Raw genomic sequence first — 16,843 nt, forward strand, 5'->3', positions numbered from 1 at the left:
GGAATAGTGCGCGGTCATGAATCCATCAATCGAACGAGAAGGCTTTAGCGAACGGCTCCAGCAGGCATTGCGTAATGCCGACTATTCGCCGGACAGCCCCACACAACTGGCACGTGAATTCAACATCCGCTTTGACGGCCGCCCCATTACGGTGCATGCGGCACGCAAGTGGCTGGTGGGCGAAGCCATTCCAACGCAGGAAAAGCTGCGCGCATTGGCTCAGTGGCTGGGCGTCCCGGCGGAGTGGCTGCGCTTTGGCGGTGAAGCCTCGCATTCCGGCCTTGAAGGCGGGAGCGCACCATCACGCTTCGAATCGGCCGACGTCAAGCTGATCAGCGACCTCCAGCGACTCGATGAACATCATCAGGCTCTGGCCCGTGAATTTATCCGCATGCTGGTAAGGATGAATCGTCAAAAGTAAGCCAGCTTGCTTCAGGGTGCCTGTTCAATCTCAGACTTTGATGTTCTGGACAGGCTATCCGCCTGCTGCCAGCTCACGCAAATAGCGCAGGCCAGCGATCGCCCGGCTGCCGTACCAGGACATCATTTCTCCATCGACCAGCTGAACCGGTTTGCCAACCTGCTTTTCCAATGCATCGACATGCTCTTCCGTAAAACGGTAGGGCTCGCTCGACAGCAAGACGCCATCGATTTCTGCCGCCACGGCATCGGACCATTCGAAACGCGGATAACGCGCATCGCTTCCTGCTGGCGCCCACGCCTGCCAGCCGATCTCGGTCATCATTTGCGCAATGTAGGTGTCGCGCGAAATCGTCATCCACGGATCTTTCCAGATGCAGTACAGCAGCGTTTGCGGCGGCCCCTTGGGCATGGCGCGCAGCGCGGTGTACTCGGCTTCGAATGCGTCGCACAGTGCCTCACCCCGGTTGGCGACGCCGAAGATGCCGCCCAGCAGCCGGTATAGCGCCAGATTGTCGCGCGGTGCCAGTGGATGCGTAACCACGACATGGGGAATGAACTGCGCCAGCGTGTCGACGGTCGGCTTTTCATTTTCGTCGATGTTGACGATCAGGTGCGTCGGCGCGAGGCGACGGATTTTTTCAATGTTCACATCTTTGGTGCCGCCCACCTTGGGAATTGTGCGTATGGCCTCGGCCGGATGGATGCAAAAGCCGGTACGACCGACCAGAAAGGATGCAAGTCCCAGCGCGCACAGCAATTCAGTGATCGAGGGCACCAGCGACACGATGCGCGGCGCAGTGCCGGCGGCAATCGCTTCATGCACTTGCCCGATGGCGTCGGTGTAACTCATGACTTGCGCGCCTTGTGCGGCGCACGGGCAAACGCCGCATCGTAGAGCCAGTTCGGCAATGCCCGCAGCAGTTTGGCAACCACGCCCATTTGCCAGGGGATGACCCGATAGCTGGTGCCGGCCTCGATCGTGCTGACCGCCTTGTCGGCGAATCGCAGCGCGGGCATCAGGAAAGGCATGGGATAGGCGTTCACTTGCGTCATCGGGGTGTCGATGTAACCGGGTGCTATGGTCACCACCTTGATGCCGCTGGCGCGCAGTTCGACGCGCAGCGATTCGCAATAACTGATGACCGCGGCCTTGGATGCGCAATAGCCGCCTGCTCCCGGAAGGCCACGGATACCGGACACGCTGGCAATGCCGACAAGGCGGCAATCGCGGCTCCCGGCCGCGGCCTGTCGTTTCATCGCGGGCAGGAAGGGTGTGAAAGTGGCCACGGTCGCCGTCACATTGGTTGCGACAATGCGCTCGAACACGGGCAGGTCTTCCGCGAACTCGGTCAGCGTACCTTGCGAAATGCCGGCGTTGGCGATCACGACATCGACGCCGCCGAAGGCATGGATGAAATCGGCAGCCGCAGTACGCAACGCCGCATGATCGGTAACGTCGAGCGGATAGATCCGGTGTCGTTCAGGGTGCGGCAAACTGGCGGCCAGCGATTGCAGCATGTCCTGGCGCCTTGCTGCGAGGCCCAGCACTGCACCTTGGGCGGCATAGCGCGCAGCAAGCGCTGCGCCCAGACCGCTGGAGGCGCCGGTGATGAATACGCGTTTCATGTTGTCCCTGGTTTCATGTTGGCCCTGATGCGCTGGTGTGTCTTGTCCCTTGTTGGACGGCGTTCCGGATAACGGATAATTTTACGCCGCGACGCCGGGCGATCCTCAATGAGGTCAAAAACAAAAAAGTCCGCCCTCATACGAGTGACGGACTTTTGTCCTTGCCGGAAAGTCTTGCATTCCGGCGGATCGGCCGATCAGGCTTATTTGCCTTGCTTGCTCTTGCTGACCAACCAATCCGCGACTTGCAGAGTCGCCGCATGCAATACGGGCTCCGGCTTGTTGCCGATGCTGGCGCTGACGATGGACGGCGAAGTCAGGTAGCGGCCGTCGATGGCGAGCAGCGGTACGCCGTCGATCTGGTAAGCCTGTGTCAGCTGGGTAGCGCGCTTGACTTTGCTTTGCACGCCGAAGGAGTTGTAAACCTCAAGGAATTTCTGCTTGTCGATACCATTCTTGGCAACGAATTCCGCGATCTCGGCATCGGTGTCGGTACGCTTGCGCTGCACATGGATAACATTGAATACCTTGGCATGCAGCTCGTCCAGCTTGCCCATTGCTTCAAGCGTGTAGTACAGCTTTTGCTGTGGCACCATCGAATCGCGGAAGGCGACGGGCACACGTTTGAAGACGATGTTGTCGCCCTGTTTTTTGACCCAGGCTGCCAGGTCAGGCTCCAGCGCATTGCAGTGCGGGCATGAATACCAGAAGAATTCGATGACTTCGACTTTCTTGCCGGAGTCGGTTTGCTGCGGCTTCTCCAGCGTGCGGTAATCGACGCCATTTTGCGGATTGTCAGGGGCGGCCTGCGCGCCTGCCGCCAGCAGGCTGATGGTCAGTGCAGCCAGTACATGTTTCAGAAAACGCATAAAATTCCTTCAATTTCTCTGGTAAGTTCTTGTTCGGTTCTTGCAGGATTGCTACTTTAGCCGATCATTTGGCAATGCGCACGATTGCGGCATCGACACCATTGTCAGACAACTTCCCGCGTACCTTGTTCATTGCATCCAGTTGACTGAACGGGCCGACACGTACACGGTACAACACGCCGGTATCGGCCTGACGCTCGGAAATCTTCGCCTCCACGCCCATCAATGCCAGTTTGGCACGAATATTTTCCGCATCATTTTGCTCACGAAAAGCACCCGCCTGCAGATAATAACTCCACTTGTCGTCCGCGTTCTCGGCCTTGGTTTCCGCCTTGGCTTCGGCATCGGCTCTGGTCGGCTTTTCGCTGGTCGACTGGTCGAACACCGGCGCCTTGCTATCGGCCTTCTTGTCCTGCCTGGCGTCGAGCTTCGGATCGACCTTTACTTCCGGTTTCTTCTCGGTTGGCTGCGCCACAGCGGTGTTGGTTGGCGCTTCTTTTGTTTCCCTTCCTTCTTCCGCCGGTTTTTTCGACTTGGCGCCATAGAGTGGCTTGTTGGGGTCGGCAACCTGGCCCGAGGTCGGCTCAGCCATCTTTTGCCGACCCGACTTGTCGGTAAACGGCATCGGTGTCTTGGTGATCATCATCGCGACGCCGAGCGCAATGCCCAAACCGATGATCAAGCCGATGATAATGCCTAAAATTGTTCCACCCTGTTGCCTGTTGTACTTGTGCATACTTCCTCAATAACGTTACATCGACATGGGTCCGGACCCATGCCTACATTCGCGCAGGCGCCGATACCCCGATCAGTGCCAAACCATTGCGCAAGACCTGGCGCGTCGCGCACATCAGTGCCAGTCGCGCCATTTTTATGGACACATCGTCAACGAGCACGCGTTCAGCGTTGTAGTAGCTGTGGAGTTCGCCGGCGAGGTCACGCAGATAGAACGCTACCTGATGCGGTCCGAGTTCGTCGAGTGCTTTTTGCAGCATCTCCGGATATTCGGCGAGCTTGGCGAGCAGCGCTGCCTCGCGCGGCGAAGTGAGTGGCGAAACATCCACATTGTTCAGCGTGGTTTCATCGCCGCCCCACTGTGCCATCACCGAACAGATGCGGGCATGCGCGTACTGCACGTAATAGACCGGATTCTCGTCGGATTGCGACAGCGCCAGGTCGACGTCGAAGGTGAACTCGGTATCGGCCTTGCGCGAGATGAGGAAGAAGCGCACCGCATCGCGTCCGCGTGTCAGATCCCGTTCGCCCTGTTCATTGACCGCGTCGCCGGCCGACCATTCGATCAGGTCGCGCACGGTGACGTAAGAGCCGGCGCGCTTGGAAATTTTCACTTCCTCGCCGTTCTTCATCACAGTCACCATCTTGTGCAGCACATAGTCGGGATAGCCTTGCGGAATGCCCATATCGACGGCTTGCAGGCCGGCGCGTACGCGCGCGATCGTGCCGTGATGGTCGCTGCCCTGCACATTGATGACCTTGCCGTAACCGCGTTGCCACTTGGTGATGTGATAAGCAACATCCGGCACGAAATAGGTATAGGTGCCGTCGGACTTCTTCATCACGCGGTCCTTGTCGTCACCATATTCGGTGGTACGCAGCCACAGCGCGCCATCCTGCTCGTAGGTCTTGCCGGCCTTGACCAGCGCATCGACCGCCGAGGCGACCTTGCCCTCGATGTAGAGCGAGGATTCGAGATAGTAATTGTTGAACTTGACGCCGAAGGCCAACAGGTCGAGATCCTGCTCATGGCGCAGGTAGGTGACTGCGAACTTGCGGATCGATTCGATATCGTCGACGTCGCCGCTGGCGGTAACCGGCGCACCGTCGCTGGCGGAGACGGTTTTCTTTTGCAGGAAATCGGCCGCGATGTCGGCGATATAGTCGCCGTTGTAAGCCGATTCCGGCCAGCCGGCGTCGCCCGGCTTGAAACCCCTGGCGCGTGCCTGCACCGACAGTGCCAGATTGCCGATCTGGACGCCGGCGTCGTTGTAGTAAAACTCGCGGGTGACGTCATAACCCTGGGCATCGAGCAGCGATGCCATCGCATCGCCAAGCGCACCCTGTCGGCCATGGCCGACATGCAACGGACCGGTCGGATTGGCGGATACGAATTCAACCATCACCTTCTTGCCGGCGCCGACATTGCTCTTGCCGAAGTGTGCAGTTTCAGCGAGCACTGTCTTCACCACCGCCTGCTTGGCGGTGGCAGCCACGCGCAGGTTGATGAAGCCGGGGCCGGCGATATCGGCCGATTCGATCAGTTCACCCTTGTTGGCCAATACTGCCGCCACGATCGCTTGCGCCAGTTCACGCGGGTTTTTCTTGAGCGGCTTGGCAAGCTGCATCGCGATGTTGCAGGCGATGTCGCCGTGCGCCGGGTCGCGCGGGCGCTCCAGCACGACATTGGGTTGCAGTTCGGTGCCGGCAATGATCGGCGCAAGCGCGGCCTGAAACAGGTCGACTATCTGTTGTTTTTGTGAAGCGAGCATGGGAAAAATAGCGTCCGGCACGCGGCCGGGCTTGAGCAATTGGGGAAAGCGGCCATTATACCGGCTCTACTCCCCCAGTTTTTCACGGCAATACGACCCGATGAAGCGCTCCATCTGGAAAGCTTCCGGCAACCATGGTGAATCGGACAACTTTTCCGGCAGCAGGTAGAGATAGGTGTGCGCTTCGACCGTTTCGCCGGATTCCAGGGTCACACCGACCGGCACGCGCCGGTATTCGTGGCCTTCAAACGCATCCAGGGCAGCTACATCGGGAGCCGATACCTCGAAGTACAGCAAGCCGGCGACCTTGCTGTCGGCCTGGACGATGACGCCCGGGTAAGTCTCATCCTTCAGGGCAAAGCGGGCATGGCCGGCGAGCGTGGCGGGTGCCGAGCGGTAGCTGCCGCGTACGACACGGCTCCAGACTTGCAGGAACATCAGTGAGCCATAGGTAAAAATAGGAGTGGACATGAGATGAGTTAGCGTAGACAGCGAAGATAACGAAGGTGACTGAAGTCTGCGGATCAGCGATCAAAGACCTTCGATTGTAGCGCCACAACAGGCGTTGGCGTCACGCCCTTATTGCCGCATTGCCATCGTTTGTTCAGTCATCACGACCTGGTTCCGGCCCTGTTCTTTCGCCTTGTACAGTGCGGCGTCGGCGGCTGCGACCAGATCAGCCGGCTGTAACGTGTCAGATGGCAGCAAAGCTGCAACGCCGAAGCTGGCGGTCACCCCGGGCGCAACTTGCGAGCTGGCATGGGGAATCTGGAGATCGATCACGCCCTGCCGCATTTTTTCAGCAATTGCCACGGCATCGGCGGCGCTTGTGGCAGGCAGCAGGGCCACGAATTCTTCGCCGCCGAAACGGGCCACCAGATCGGCCGAACGCTTGGGGACCGAATGCAGTACACCAGCGACCTGTTGCAGGCAGGCGTCGCCGGCCGGATGTCCGTAGTGGTCGTTATAGTTCTTGAAATTATCGACGTCGACCAGGATCAGGGCCAGCGGGTAATTTTCACGGCGCGCACGTCCCCATTCGATCCCAAGCCGCCGGTCGAATTCGCGGCGATTCGCCAGCTGGGTCAGCGCATCTTCCGCCGACAGCCTAGCGAGTAGTTCCACCGCATGACTGAGCTCTTCGTTGCGTACATGTTCGCGCGCCCGGGCCAGGTAGGCGCGGCGCTGATCCTGGTCCATACGGAAATTGGCGATCAGGCTGATCGCCACCGCCGACAGGCAAAACAGCCAATTGTTGAAACGTACATGAGGCGGCATCAACGGCAGATTGCTGAGCGTCAGTCCGTGCAGGATGACGAGGATCACGGATGTCCAAAGGGCGCTGCGAAAACGCTGGTTCACGACGATATTGCCAAACAGGATAATCAGCGTGACCCCGGTCTGATAATGCATGGCGTTGGGATGCGAACTGAGGCCGGCGATCCATGGCAGGCTGGCGCCGCCGATCACGATGGCCAGCGAGATGGCGATCTCTCGCATCACGAGGCTTTTCAGCTTGTACACGGTGAAAGTGCACAACAGCATCAGCGGAATTACGAGCAGAAAGCGTATCGCCCATGCCTGCTGATAAATATCGGGCACCATGGTCTTGTCGCTGATAGCAAAAGCGCCATACAGCACGACACCGGCCACCCCGGTCCTAGTCATTCGGCGTTCACGTACGCTATCCATTTCGAGCTGATAGGCGCGCTCTTCCTGGCTTGAGAATTTTTCGCTGCGGCTCCAGAAATTGCCAGCCCCTTCAGCCGGTGGAACAGTGCGTTCTTCTGATGCGGTATCGCGTGACATAATTGGGGCGTTAAGCCTCCGAATACAGATGCTGCGAGCTTAGCGCCGTGCGCACCCGGCGTCCAGCGCCGCGATGTGCGGCAGGCGACTTCAGCCGGCGATTGGCAAAAACAGCAATGCGATCAAAAGCGTGCGGTATAGCGCAACGCGGCCAGCTTATCCATCGGTGCATCGGCGATATTGTTGGGAGCACGGCGCAGCATGAACATCATGCCGACGGTCGCCAGCCTTCCGGCCGGTGACCGGTAGTTCAGCTCAGCCCGGGTTTCACGACCGGTCGGCACCATGGAAAACACCGTATGCTCGCGCGCCTGATTGGCGGCAAGCACATCAAGCGCAAGACTGCCGGCATAGGTGCGCATCGGTTGCGCAACCGAGATACTGACGCGATCGCCTTCCCGGAAGCGATCGGCACCGACCAGCGCCAGCGAAAACGCATTGGTACGGGTCGCGGTGACTTCGGTGATCAGGCTGTCGATGATACGGCCGCCCGGTGTGATGCCGTAGGCAGCCTGCCCGGCCAGAGCCAGCTTTGGGGTCAGCATGAGCGCCCCGGCGAACTGGGCCGAATTGGTCGATGCACGATTGGCAAGACCCAGCATACCGCTGGAATACGACCCGAGGTAGGCATTGCTTTCGCGCGTTTGCGACAGGGAGAACGACACCGCCGCGCCGTCGAAAGATTTGGACAGTTCGAACACGCCTGCCTTTGCGCGTGGCGCGACGGATGCCGGCAGATAACTATCGGGTGAAGCGACCAACAGATTGTCGCTGCCGCTGTCGATAACGCCGAACTTGAGCTTCACGCCATGAAATTCCTGGGCAAATCCTGCATGCGACGTCGCCGGCAACAACGATAGATAGGGATTGGACAATGCGCTGACTTCCGCCAGCGACATGGATGGCGACGGCTTCAGTGCTGCAGCACCAAAATAAGCGCCTGCAAATCCGCCCAGCGCAAATGCGGTTTCCATCCCGCCGCCGCCTTGCCGTTGCAACGACAACGCCGCAAGCCGGCGGCGCGGCGCATCGGCAAACGACAAGCCCATCTGCGGCCGCCGGTTTTCGTAGGCCAGCGACAATTCGCTGCCATCGGCCAGCACTTGTTCGGCGACTTCGATACGGCGATCCATATCGCCGATTGCCCTGTCCAGCGACAATGATGTCGGCCTTGCCACGGTGGCGCCCAGGTCGATGCCAAAATCTCGTTCAAAATCATCCCTGCCCACGACGCGCAACTGACCGGACGTCGCCAGGCTCCATATTTTGCTGGTGGCTGACGATGGCTGGGTAAGGCCGGCAAGTACGCTGACCGTCTTGCCGTTGAAGGTCGTAGTGGTCAGCGTGCCGACCGGTTGCATGGCTTTTTCCACATTGAGCAAGCCGCGTCCATAGATCGGGTCGATACCGGGTGCGCCGAGATCAGTGGCGGTCACCAGCAGGATCGTGGCGACCTGATCGGCGCGCAGCGAAGGCCACATCTGCATCAGCAGTGCGGCCGCGCCGCTGACTACCGGCGCCGCCATCGAGGTGCCGCTCATGGTCGCGTACTGGTCGTTGCGATAACTGGAGTAGATGCCAACACCGGGCGCGACCAGATACCACGCGGCGACGTCGCCGGCCCGGTTGGAAAACGCCGCCATCTTGTTGGACGCATCGACCGCGCCGACGGCAATGATCTGGTTGTTGGCCCAGACTTCCCGCGCAAAACGTGCAGGCCATCCGACCGACGGGCTGCCATCGTTGCCGGCCGACGCAACGATCAGCAAGCCGCCCTTCACGGCCTGCTGCATTGCGCGTGAATCGTAGACGCTGGAAGCGCCGAGGCTCATGTTGACGATCGATGCCTTGCCGATTGCATAACGCAGGCCGATGTCGAGCGCCGCGGTCGAACCACTACCGCGATCCGGGAAAACCTTGATCGGCAATAGCATGGCATCGTACGCCACCCCCGACATGCCGCGTCCGTCACGCGCCGCCGCCAGAATGCCGGCGCTATGTGAGCCATGTCCTGAACGGTCGGTGACATCGCTGCTGCCATTGACCGCATTAAAGCCGCGCAGCAGTTTGCCTGCCTGCGAAAACTCACGATGATCGGTGCTGATGCCGGTATCCAGCGTAGCGATCGTCACGCCTTTACCGGTAATCCCAAGCCCATAGGCATAATCGGCGCGAATGCGCCCGATGAAAGCGGAGTTACTGCGTTCCGTTTCGAGTGCACTACGGGTAGCCTGCACCGTGGCTCCCGGTATCATTTCAACCGGTTCGGCTGAGGCCGGCATGGCAAGGGCAGCACAGGCGAAACAAACGGCCAACGACATGAAGCGGGGAACAAGCAAAACGGGGCTCGACATTTTTTTACCATTGCGTCAGTGCATGATTCCATTGTGCATGCATCGCATCGTGCTGCAAATGAAATGCTGGAACACAAACACATGGCAGTCGCCATGCAGCAACAGCATGTCGGAACGACAATCCACGTTGCGCTCTGTCCGCAGTGCATCCCCTGACGCAATGCATAGGATCACAACTGAAATGCATGTTGAAAGCGCTTCAACGCAGCTTGACGAAAGCGCTGAAAAAGCTTTGCGAGAACGACACCACGTTGCATGTTGTCTTGTTAAACTCGCACCCATCACACGTGTTGGCGAACGGCATGGAAAAACTCACTCTCTCTCCCTTGTTTTCACCCACATCGATTGTGGTCTTCACCGGCGACGAGCAAAGCAGCACACAGACCGCCTATGGCAAATCGCTTGCCGCTCAGTTACGCGTATCCGGTTATACGGGCCGCGTAAGCTTTCTCGACATCGGCATGAGCGGGACCTTGAGCGAGCTCGCCCAGTCACAATCCGACCTCGCCATCATCGCATTGCCCAACGAGCAACTGGCCGCTGCGCTCGAAGTCGCGGCCCGCATCCACAGCAAGACGGCATTGATCGTCACTAGTGGTGTGGACGCTGCGCTGGCGCGTACGCTGCAGACGATTGCAAAACAACATGGCATTCATTTGCTTGGCCCCAATTCAATGGGCTTCCAGCGGCCTGGCATGGCACTCAATGCCAGTACGCTCGGACCGCTGGGGCAGCAGGGCTCGCTTGCACTGGTGTCGCAATCGGGCGCGCTGGGTTCCTCGATCCTGGACTGGGCGGTCAAGAACGGCGTCGGCTTTTCGACTGTAGTGTCGCTTGGGGCCAGTACCGCGCTGGATGTTGCCGACGTACTCGATTTCCTGGCGCAGGACCGCGCGACGCAAAGCATTGTTGTCTACCTGGAAGGCATACGCAGCGCACGCCGCTTCATGAGCGCCTTGCGTGCAGCAGCCAATGTCAAACCGGTGTTCGTGCTGAAAGCTGGCCGCAAACCGGCCGGATCGACTGCGGCACTGACGCATTCCGGCGCCATCGTCGGCAGCGACGATGTCTTCGATGCCGCCCTGCAGCGCGCGGGGGCTGTGCGTGTACGTACGCTGGTGCAATTATTCACCGCGGCCAAGGGTTTATCGGGGCGCAATCTACCGGCAGGCAAGCGGCTCGCCATTATCAGCAATGGCGGCGGCCCGGGTGTGCTGGCCGCCGACTGGACCAATGAACTCGGACTGGAGCTTGGTGCGTTGACCAGCGGCGAGGCTTTTGCGCTCGCGAAGGAGCTATCGCCGCTGGCCCATCTCGAATCGGTGCTGGACCTGGGCGAAGACGCCGGTGCATCGCATTACCATGCCGCGGTCGCCGCCTGTGCCAAGGGCAGCCAGATCGACGGCATCCTGGTCATCCTCGCCCCCAAACCGGAGCTCGATACGGCAGCGGTAGCACGCGCCCTTGCCGATCTGTTGCCGTCGATCGGCAAGCCGCTGGTTACCTGCTGGATGGGTGACGAGCGGGCGGCGGAAGCACGTTCCATTCTCAGCCGCGCCGCCATTCCGACCTTCCGCACGCCTGAAGCGGCGGTCGACGCTTTCAGCAACATCGCCGCGTTCCACCAGAACCAGCAACTGCTGCACCAGACACCGCCACCCTTGTCACCACTGGCCAAGCCCGACCTCGAAGGTGCGCGCATCCTGGTGGAGAGCGTGCTTGCTGAACGGCGCAAGGTGCTGACGGAAATGGAATCCAAAGCTCTGCTGTCCGCTTTCCATATCCCGGTCACCAAAACCATGCTGGCACGTTCGGCCAGCGAGGCGATCCTGATCGCCAGTCAGCTCGGTTATCCGGTCGCGCTGAAAATCGACTCACCGGACATTCCGCACAAATCCGATGTGCTCGGCGTCGCGCTCAACCTGCAGAACGCCGCCACGGTACGCGACAGCTGGCAAGACATGATGGCCACCGTCGCGCGCCTGCGCCCGGATGCGCGCATCAACGGCGTGACCGTACAGAACATGTCGGGTAAACCGCGTGGGCGCGAACTGTATATCGGCGTCACGACGGATGAACCTTTCGGCCCGGTCATTTCGTTCGGAGCGGGCGGCACCATGATCGAGTTGATCGACGATCGCGCCATTGAACTGCCGCCGCTCAATCAATTTCTTGCCCAGCGCCTGATCGATCGCGCACGCTCGGCCGACACCCTTGGCACATGGCGTGGCGCACCGCCGGCCCATCGCGAATCGCTGGAGCAAATCCTGCTACGCGTATCCGAAATGGTGTGCGCGTTGCCGCAATTACGCGAGATGGATATCAATCCCGTGATCGTTGACGCAACAGGATCGCTGGTGGTCGATGCACGCATCGTGATTGACCATGTACCGCGCGGCACAGGTGATTATCCCCACCTGGCGATCCTCCCGTATCCATCAGACCGTGAAGAGGAATGGCCATTGCGCGGCGGTGGCAGCTATATCGTACGGCCTATCTATCCGAACGATGCCGAAATGCTGCAGGACTTCGTGCGGCGCCTGTCGGCGGAAAGCCGTTACATGCGCTTTGTGTCGACAATGCGGGAATTGTCATTGAAGATGCTGGCGCGCTTCACACTGATCGATTATGACCGCGAGATGGCCCTGGTAGCGATCCGCCGCGAGCGTACGACGGACGATGTGGGCGGCTTCAAGGAAACCGAGCGCATCATTGCGGTCTCCCGTTATGTCACCAATCCGGATTTCACCACCTGCGAATTTTCACTCGCGGTAGCGGATGAGTTCAATGGTCAGGGCATCGGCTCGCGCATGCTGCTCTCCATCATGGATGTGGCACGCAGCAAGGGACTGTCGCAAATCGAAGGGCTGGTCCTGTCCAATAACGTGCCGATGCTGAAGCTGATGCGCAGTCTCGGCTTCGAGGTGCGCCGCTTTGAAGAGGATCCGGATTTTAGGCTGTGCGTGCGGGCGCTGTAATGATGATTGTGCGTTGCGCCTGCAATCGCAGATATCTCAGCAAGCAGATTTCGGAGCTTCACGTCACCGATCACCGATCACCGACATGAGGCGCTACTTCCTTGAACGAGGCAAGGTAAATGTAAACACTGTCCCCTCGGTATCCAATGAAGCCGCACTTATCTCTCCATGATGGGCGTGGACAATTTCGCGCGCGATGAACAATCCCAGTCCCAGGTTGGCCGGCGGCATCGAGCTGTCATCGTCATCGACACCGACATGAATCATCGGGTTGAAGATCACTTGCAGGCTTTCTGCGGAAATTGCGGGTCCGTGATTTCGCACCCGTACGGTAATGGCATCGGCATCGCCATGGGCGCTGATATCCACCGGCTGGTTACGCGCGCCATGCTGGACGGCGTTATTCAACAGGTTCCACAGCACCTGGCCAATACGCTCGCCATCGGCCACGCCATCCATGGGACCGGAGACTTCAAGGTCGAACTGCCGTGCTGGATGCGCCTCCCGTATCTGCTCCAGCGCTGATGCACACACTTTGCCAAGGTCGCATGGCGCAGGTAGAACAGGAATACCTTTGCCCAGGCGCGAACGGGTGAACTCGAGCAAGTCCTTGATCATTGCACTCATTGCCTCGGCACTGCGTCCGAGTCGTACAGCGGCTTCGTTGAGCCTGTCCTGCGAAATGCCGGGTGTCGCCAGATACTGGCTGGTCATGATGATGGCGCTCAGCGGAGTACGCAGGTCGTGCCCGAGAATGGCGAGAAACATATTGCGCGAGCGTTCGACTTCTTCCGCATAACGCGCCAGCGAATCCGCCATCGCCTTGTCGACGGCGTCGTTGAAGCGCAGCATCTGTGTGAACGCCTGCTCATCCTTCGCGAAGTCGTGTGCAATCCATGTACGCAAGACGTTATCGCGCAAGGCATGGAATTCCGCACTCACCTGATGCAATTCAAAGCCGGCCGCATGGCGAACCGCGCCATGCGCGGCCGCTGCATCATGGCAGCGCGCCTGCGCAATGGTCGCTTCGTTTGCTGCCTGACCCGGTGCGGCCAGTGTCTCGATATCAGTCGCGATGCGTTTGAGAATGTCGTGGAAATGATCGCGCAGCGCCACCGGCGTCATCGTTCGTGCAGCAGGCAGCAAGGTAGAGGCGAACGTTTCCCACTCCGCAACGATCGGTCCGATGTTGTCGTTGATGAATGTGGAAAGTTTCACTACGTCTCCAAAGCAAATACGTGGCGGCATTGAGCCCCGCTGTAGCAACGGGGATCCAGGCTGTTGATGACAGGAATGACTTCGCGCCAAAAACACGCCATTTTACTAGGTGGACACGAAAATGCGCAGCACCGTCAGGTTTCTTGCCGTTTTGGAAAACACTGGCGTCCCAAAATGCTAAGCAAGCCTGAGGCGCCAAAGCGAAGTCACTTCAGCGACGCGAGCCTGATGCAATGGGTCTTCAGCATCAACGGCCTTGGGATGACGCGGCCGCACATCGATGCGGGCCTCGACGTTGAGCCCGGCGTTGCCAATCCATTCCAGCAGTTGCGCGCGCGGGCGCAAACCAAGGTGCTCGGCCAGGTCCGATAGGATCAGCCAGCCTTCTCCCTTCGGTTCGAGATGGTCAGCCAGTCCGTCGAGGAAACCCCGCAGCATGCGACTATCCGGGTCATACACCGCGTATTCAATCGGTGAGCTAGGACGCGCAGGCACCCATGGCGGATTGCAGACGACCAAAGGCGCGCGCCCCGGCGGAAACAGGTCTGCCTGCAGGATATCGACTTGTTGCTGGTAGCCGAGACGCGCAATATTGTCGCGCGCGCAAGCCAGTGCCCGCGCGTCCTGGTCGGTCCCGACGATATGCCGCACACCACGGTGGGCCAGCACCGCCGACAGCACTCCGGTGCCGATCCCGATATCAAATGCACGTTCGGTCGACGGCAAGGGTGCGTTTGCCACCAGGTCGACGTACTCGCCACGCACTGGGGAAAACACCCCGTAACAAGGATGGATACGTGCGCCCAGAGCAGGAATGTCGACCCCCTTCTTGCGCCATTCGTGCGCGCCAATCAGACCCAGCAACTCGCGCAGCGAGGCGACATAAGGCGCGTCGGCCGCCCCGTAAGCTTCTTCGCAGGCCAGGTGCACGTCGGGTGCCCGCCGCAGTGGAATGACATGGCCGGCATTAAAGGGTAACAACAGCATGCCAAGTGTGCGTGCGCGTTGCGCTTGCGCCTGCCGGTGCAGGTGGAAGGCTTGCGTAAGGGATGGCGCCGGTGCGCGGCCTTTTTTCGGCTTGCGGTCGACACGCCGTGCAAGCGCCTGCAGCAACTGACGGGCATTCTGGAAATCGCCGCGCCACAGGAGTGCAGTGCCTTCGCATGCCAGCCGATACGCACTATCGGCCGTCATCCGGTCGTCCGCAATCACCACCCGCTTGGGCGGTGTCACGCCGGCTTCGGATCGCCAGCGAGCGGAATGCGGCTGGCCATTTTCTTCCCAGCTAATGGTGGCAAGGTCGGTCATGCTGCGGCTCCCGGTACACGCAAATGGTCGGAGGGAAAATCGGGAGACGGCTGGAACATGGATTCCTGGGGGCGTAAGAAGATTGGCCGGTATTCTAAGCCGGAAAACGACTAGTAACGGCAAGAAGCGCCGCAACCAGCACGAAGTGGCGACCGATAACGTTAAGATCGATGCAATGTCGGTGAAACAGGATGTCCTGAGGCCGAAGGTCCATGCTTATGGTCACTGTGATGTTCCAGATGGCAGATTACCGCCTTGACAATGGCTGTCATGATGGCGCGATCCTTCGATGGATGATCGGAGAAGCGAACGGTCGACGAGCCGGCGATCACGCAATGTGGCTCTGTGCTACCTTCGTCAGCGACAAAGCGCAGCCCAATCCCGTAACGGGCGATCAGCGGTCCGCATGCCGCCCAGTCACGCGTCCATTGCGGCATTGCCTGCGTCCCTTCCCACAGGACGCCAGCGCTTTCGTAGTATTCCTCGACCTCATGCCCGAGCAGTTGCGCCAGATGGCGTTCTTTGGCCACACAGCTGCGGAAGTATTCTTCGTCGCTCATGCGCATCGCGGTCTCCGTCCAGTTTATCGAGTTTATCCGGGTACTACGAAGATATAGGAATTAGATGCCAGAATGTCTAGTGGTTCATCCGGTTTCGAAACGTGCAGCGTTAGTTCGTGTCTTAAAGGCCAGTTAGTTCGTGTCTTAAAGGCCAATCCGACACCACCCGCTCAAACACAACGGTCAAACACGGGCGAAAAAAAACCCGCAACCTTGCGGTAGCGGGTTAATCCAATTCTTGGAGAGTTGGAGGAGACAGTTCTCACTGTAGATGCGCAGCAGCATATTGTCTTCTTTATTGTTGTGATGACCGGTATAGATGACGGTGATAACTATCCATACTGGTTCCCGGGTGACGCGAGGTATAAAAGGAAAAGCCCGCGCAATCTGTATCGCGCGGGCTTTTGTTTGTCTCCCGTCCTTCCTGAGGCGGATTTTTTTGTGCTCGAATATTACACCGAACCTTGGCATTTACCCAAGTTGCACCGCAACGAAGTCAGCGGAAAGGCGGGCACAGCCGGCAGACGCATAAAAAAGCTCGCCGGAGCGAGCTTTTGAAACGATACAGGAGTAGATTCCTGACACCCTAACCGCTCCGGAAAATGGCCCCAGTTTGATGAATCTGCTCTTGTATCGGCGTTCTTGGCGGAGGTCCGTGGTGAGTGCGAAGAATGTGGAATGACTATAGCAACGCGTCTTGTACAAAGGCAAGGGTATTGGTAGCAGACAAAGGTAATCTTTCCCGAACGCTACAGGAAATCAACAGGCGAGAATGCAATGACATGCATTTTTGCACGCAATACGCCGGACATCCGTCACCGTGTTCGTGCCTCAATTTGGAGTAGCCTATATGTCAACAGTGATTCAGCATCGCGGCATTCGTATTGTTACGTTGTCCGCCAACGAAACGGTAGCCGAGCACTGCAAGGAAGGCGACATTGTCCTGGTTCAGGACAATTCCGGCTGGTGGACCCATTTTGTCGGACCAAACGGCGAGACCGAAGGGTATGACACTGCATTCGAAAGTTATGACAAAGCCTTATGGACGGCAAAGGCGGCAGCGGAATTTTCTGCCGAATAGCAAGCTGCAAGCAACCTGCGATAAGTTTGAAGAGTTTGAAGAAAACAGTCCGCCGACGGCACTGCCAGGCATGCCGCGCTGTAGATGCTTTCTTCCTGCGCCAAGCTAAG

At 59.1% G+C, this 16,843-nt stretch carries 15 protein-coding genes; 4 read left to right on the plus strand and 11 right to left on the minus strand.

Features of this window, described 5'->3' with window-relative positions:
* Window positions 1-16: 16 nt before the first annotated feature.
* Window positions 17-421 carry a transcriptional regulator gene (locus ASE07_RS00655; protein WP_057288863.1) on the plus strand — a complete coding sequence of 135 codons (405 nt, stop codon included), beginning with the start codon at window positions 17-19 and terminating at the stop codon, window positions 419-421.
* A gap of 54 nt (window positions 422-475) precedes the next feature.
* Here the strand turns inward: ASE07_RS00655 and ASE07_RS00660 are convergent, their stop codons facing one another.
* The 8 genes from ASE07_RS00660 to ASE07_RS00695 form a co-directional block, all read right to left on the minus strand.
* Window positions 476-1,273 (minus strand): helical backbone metal receptor, encoded by a 798-nt coding sequence (locus ASE07_RS00660; RefSeq protein ID WP_057288864.1) that lies wholly within the window; start codon window positions 1,271-1,273, stop codon window positions 476-478.
* Complete coding sequence (locus ASE07_RS00665) at window positions 1,270-2,049, minus strand: SDR family oxidoreductase (RefSeq protein ID WP_057288865.1); 780 nt, start codon at window positions 2,047-2,049, stop codon at window positions 1,270-1,272. The genes ASE07_RS00660 and ASE07_RS00665 overlap by 4 nt, the downstream gene beginning before the upstream one ends.
* A 203-nt stretch (window positions 2,050-2,252) precedes the next feature.
* Entirely contained in the window at window positions 2,253-2,918 is a 666-nt protein-coding gene (locus ASE07_RS00670) for a thiol:disulfide interchange protein DsbA/DsbL (protein WP_057288866.1), read from the minus strand.
* Between the two features lie 64 nt (window positions 2,919-2,982).
* Window positions 2,983-3,654, minus strand: a complete 672-nt coding sequence (locus tag ASE07_RS00675) for an SPOR domain-containing protein (protein WP_057288867.1) — start codon at window positions 3,652-3,654, stop codon at window positions 2,983-2,985.
* Window positions 3,655-3,697: 43 nt separating this feature from the next.
* Complete coding sequence (gene argS / locus ASE07_RS00680) at window positions 3,698-5,425, minus strand: arginine--tRNA ligase (protein WP_057288868.1); 1,728 nt, start codon at window positions 5,423-5,425, stop codon at window positions 3,698-3,700.
* Between the two features lie 66 nt (window positions 5,426-5,491).
* Window positions 5,492-5,896, minus strand: a complete 405-nt coding sequence (locus tag ASE07_RS00685; RefSeq protein ID WP_057288869.1) for a gamma-glutamylcyclotransferase family protein — start codon at window positions 5,894-5,896, stop codon at window positions 5,492-5,494.
* Between the two features lie 108 nt (window positions 5,897-6,004).
* On the minus strand, window positions 6,005-7,234 hold the full coding sequence (locus ASE07_RS00690; protein WP_057288870.1) for a GGDEF domain-containing protein: 1,230 nt from the start codon (window positions 7,232-7,234) through the stop codon (window positions 6,005-6,007).
* A 122-nt stretch (window positions 7,235-7,356) separates the two neighbouring features.
* Window positions 7,357-9,588: a S8 family peptidase gene (locus ASE07_RS00695; RefSeq protein WP_057288871.1), complete on the minus strand. Its 2,232-nt coding sequence runs from the start codon at window positions 9,586-9,588 to the stop codon at window positions 7,357-7,359.
* A gap of 302 nt (window positions 9,589-9,890) precedes the next feature.
* On the opposite strand from ASE07_RS00695, the gene ASE07_RS00700 reads away from it, so the two are divergent.
* On the plus strand, window positions 9,891-12,566 hold the full coding sequence (locus tag ASE07_RS00700; RefSeq protein WP_057289060.1) for a bifunctional acetate--CoA ligase family protein/GNAT family N-acetyltransferase: 2,676 nt from the start codon (window positions 9,891-9,893) through the stop codon (window positions 12,564-12,566).
* Between the two features lie 93 nt (window positions 12,567-12,659).
* Here the strand turns inward: ASE07_RS00700 and ASE07_RS00705 are convergent, their stop codons facing one another.
* The 3 genes from ASE07_RS00705 to ASE07_RS00715 all read right to left on the minus strand — a co-directional run bounded on the left by ASE07_RS00705 (window position 12,660) and on the right by ASE07_RS00715 (window position 15,652).
* Window positions 12,660-13,784: a sensor histidine kinase gene (locus ASE07_RS00705; protein WP_057288872.1), complete on the minus strand. Its 1,125-nt coding sequence runs from the start codon at window positions 13,782-13,784 to the stop codon at window positions 12,660-12,662.
* A 177-nt stretch (window positions 13,785-13,961) separates the two neighbouring features.
* On the minus strand, window positions 13,962-15,092 hold the full coding sequence (locus ASE07_RS00710) for a methyltransferase (protein ID WP_057288873.1): 1,131 nt from the start codon (window positions 15,090-15,092) through the stop codon (window positions 13,962-13,964).
* A gap of 161 nt (window positions 15,093-15,253) precedes the next feature.
* Window positions 15,254-15,652, minus strand: a complete 399-nt coding sequence (locus tag ASE07_RS00715; RefSeq protein ID WP_235548298.1) for an aminoacyl-tRNA synthetase — start codon at window positions 15,650-15,652, stop codon at window positions 15,254-15,256.
* Between the two features lie 246 nt (window positions 15,653-15,898).
* Between ASE07_RS00715 and ASE07_RS00720 the strand changes: the two genes are divergently transcribed.
* Together ASE07_RS00720 and ASE07_RS00725 are read left to right on the plus strand one after the other, a co-directional pair.
* The gene (locus ASE07_RS00720) at window positions 15,899-16,210 is read left to right on the plus strand and encodes a hypothetical protein (RefSeq protein ID WP_057288874.1); all 312 of its coding nucleotides are present in this window, start codon (window positions 15,899-15,901) and stop codon (window positions 16,208-16,210) included.
* Window positions 16,211-16,502: 292 nt separating this feature from the next.
* Window positions 16,503-16,733 (plus strand): hypothetical protein, encoded by a 231-nt coding sequence (locus ASE07_RS00725; protein ID WP_057288875.1) that lies wholly within the window; start codon window positions 16,503-16,505, stop codon window positions 16,731-16,733.
* Window positions 16,734-16,843: the final 110 nt, after the last annotated feature.

The organism is Noviherbaspirillum sp. Root189, from assembly GCF_001428545.1.
Classification (GTDB): Bacteria; Pseudomonadota; Gammaproteobacteria; order Burkholderiales; family Burkholderiaceae_D; genus Noviherbaspirillum.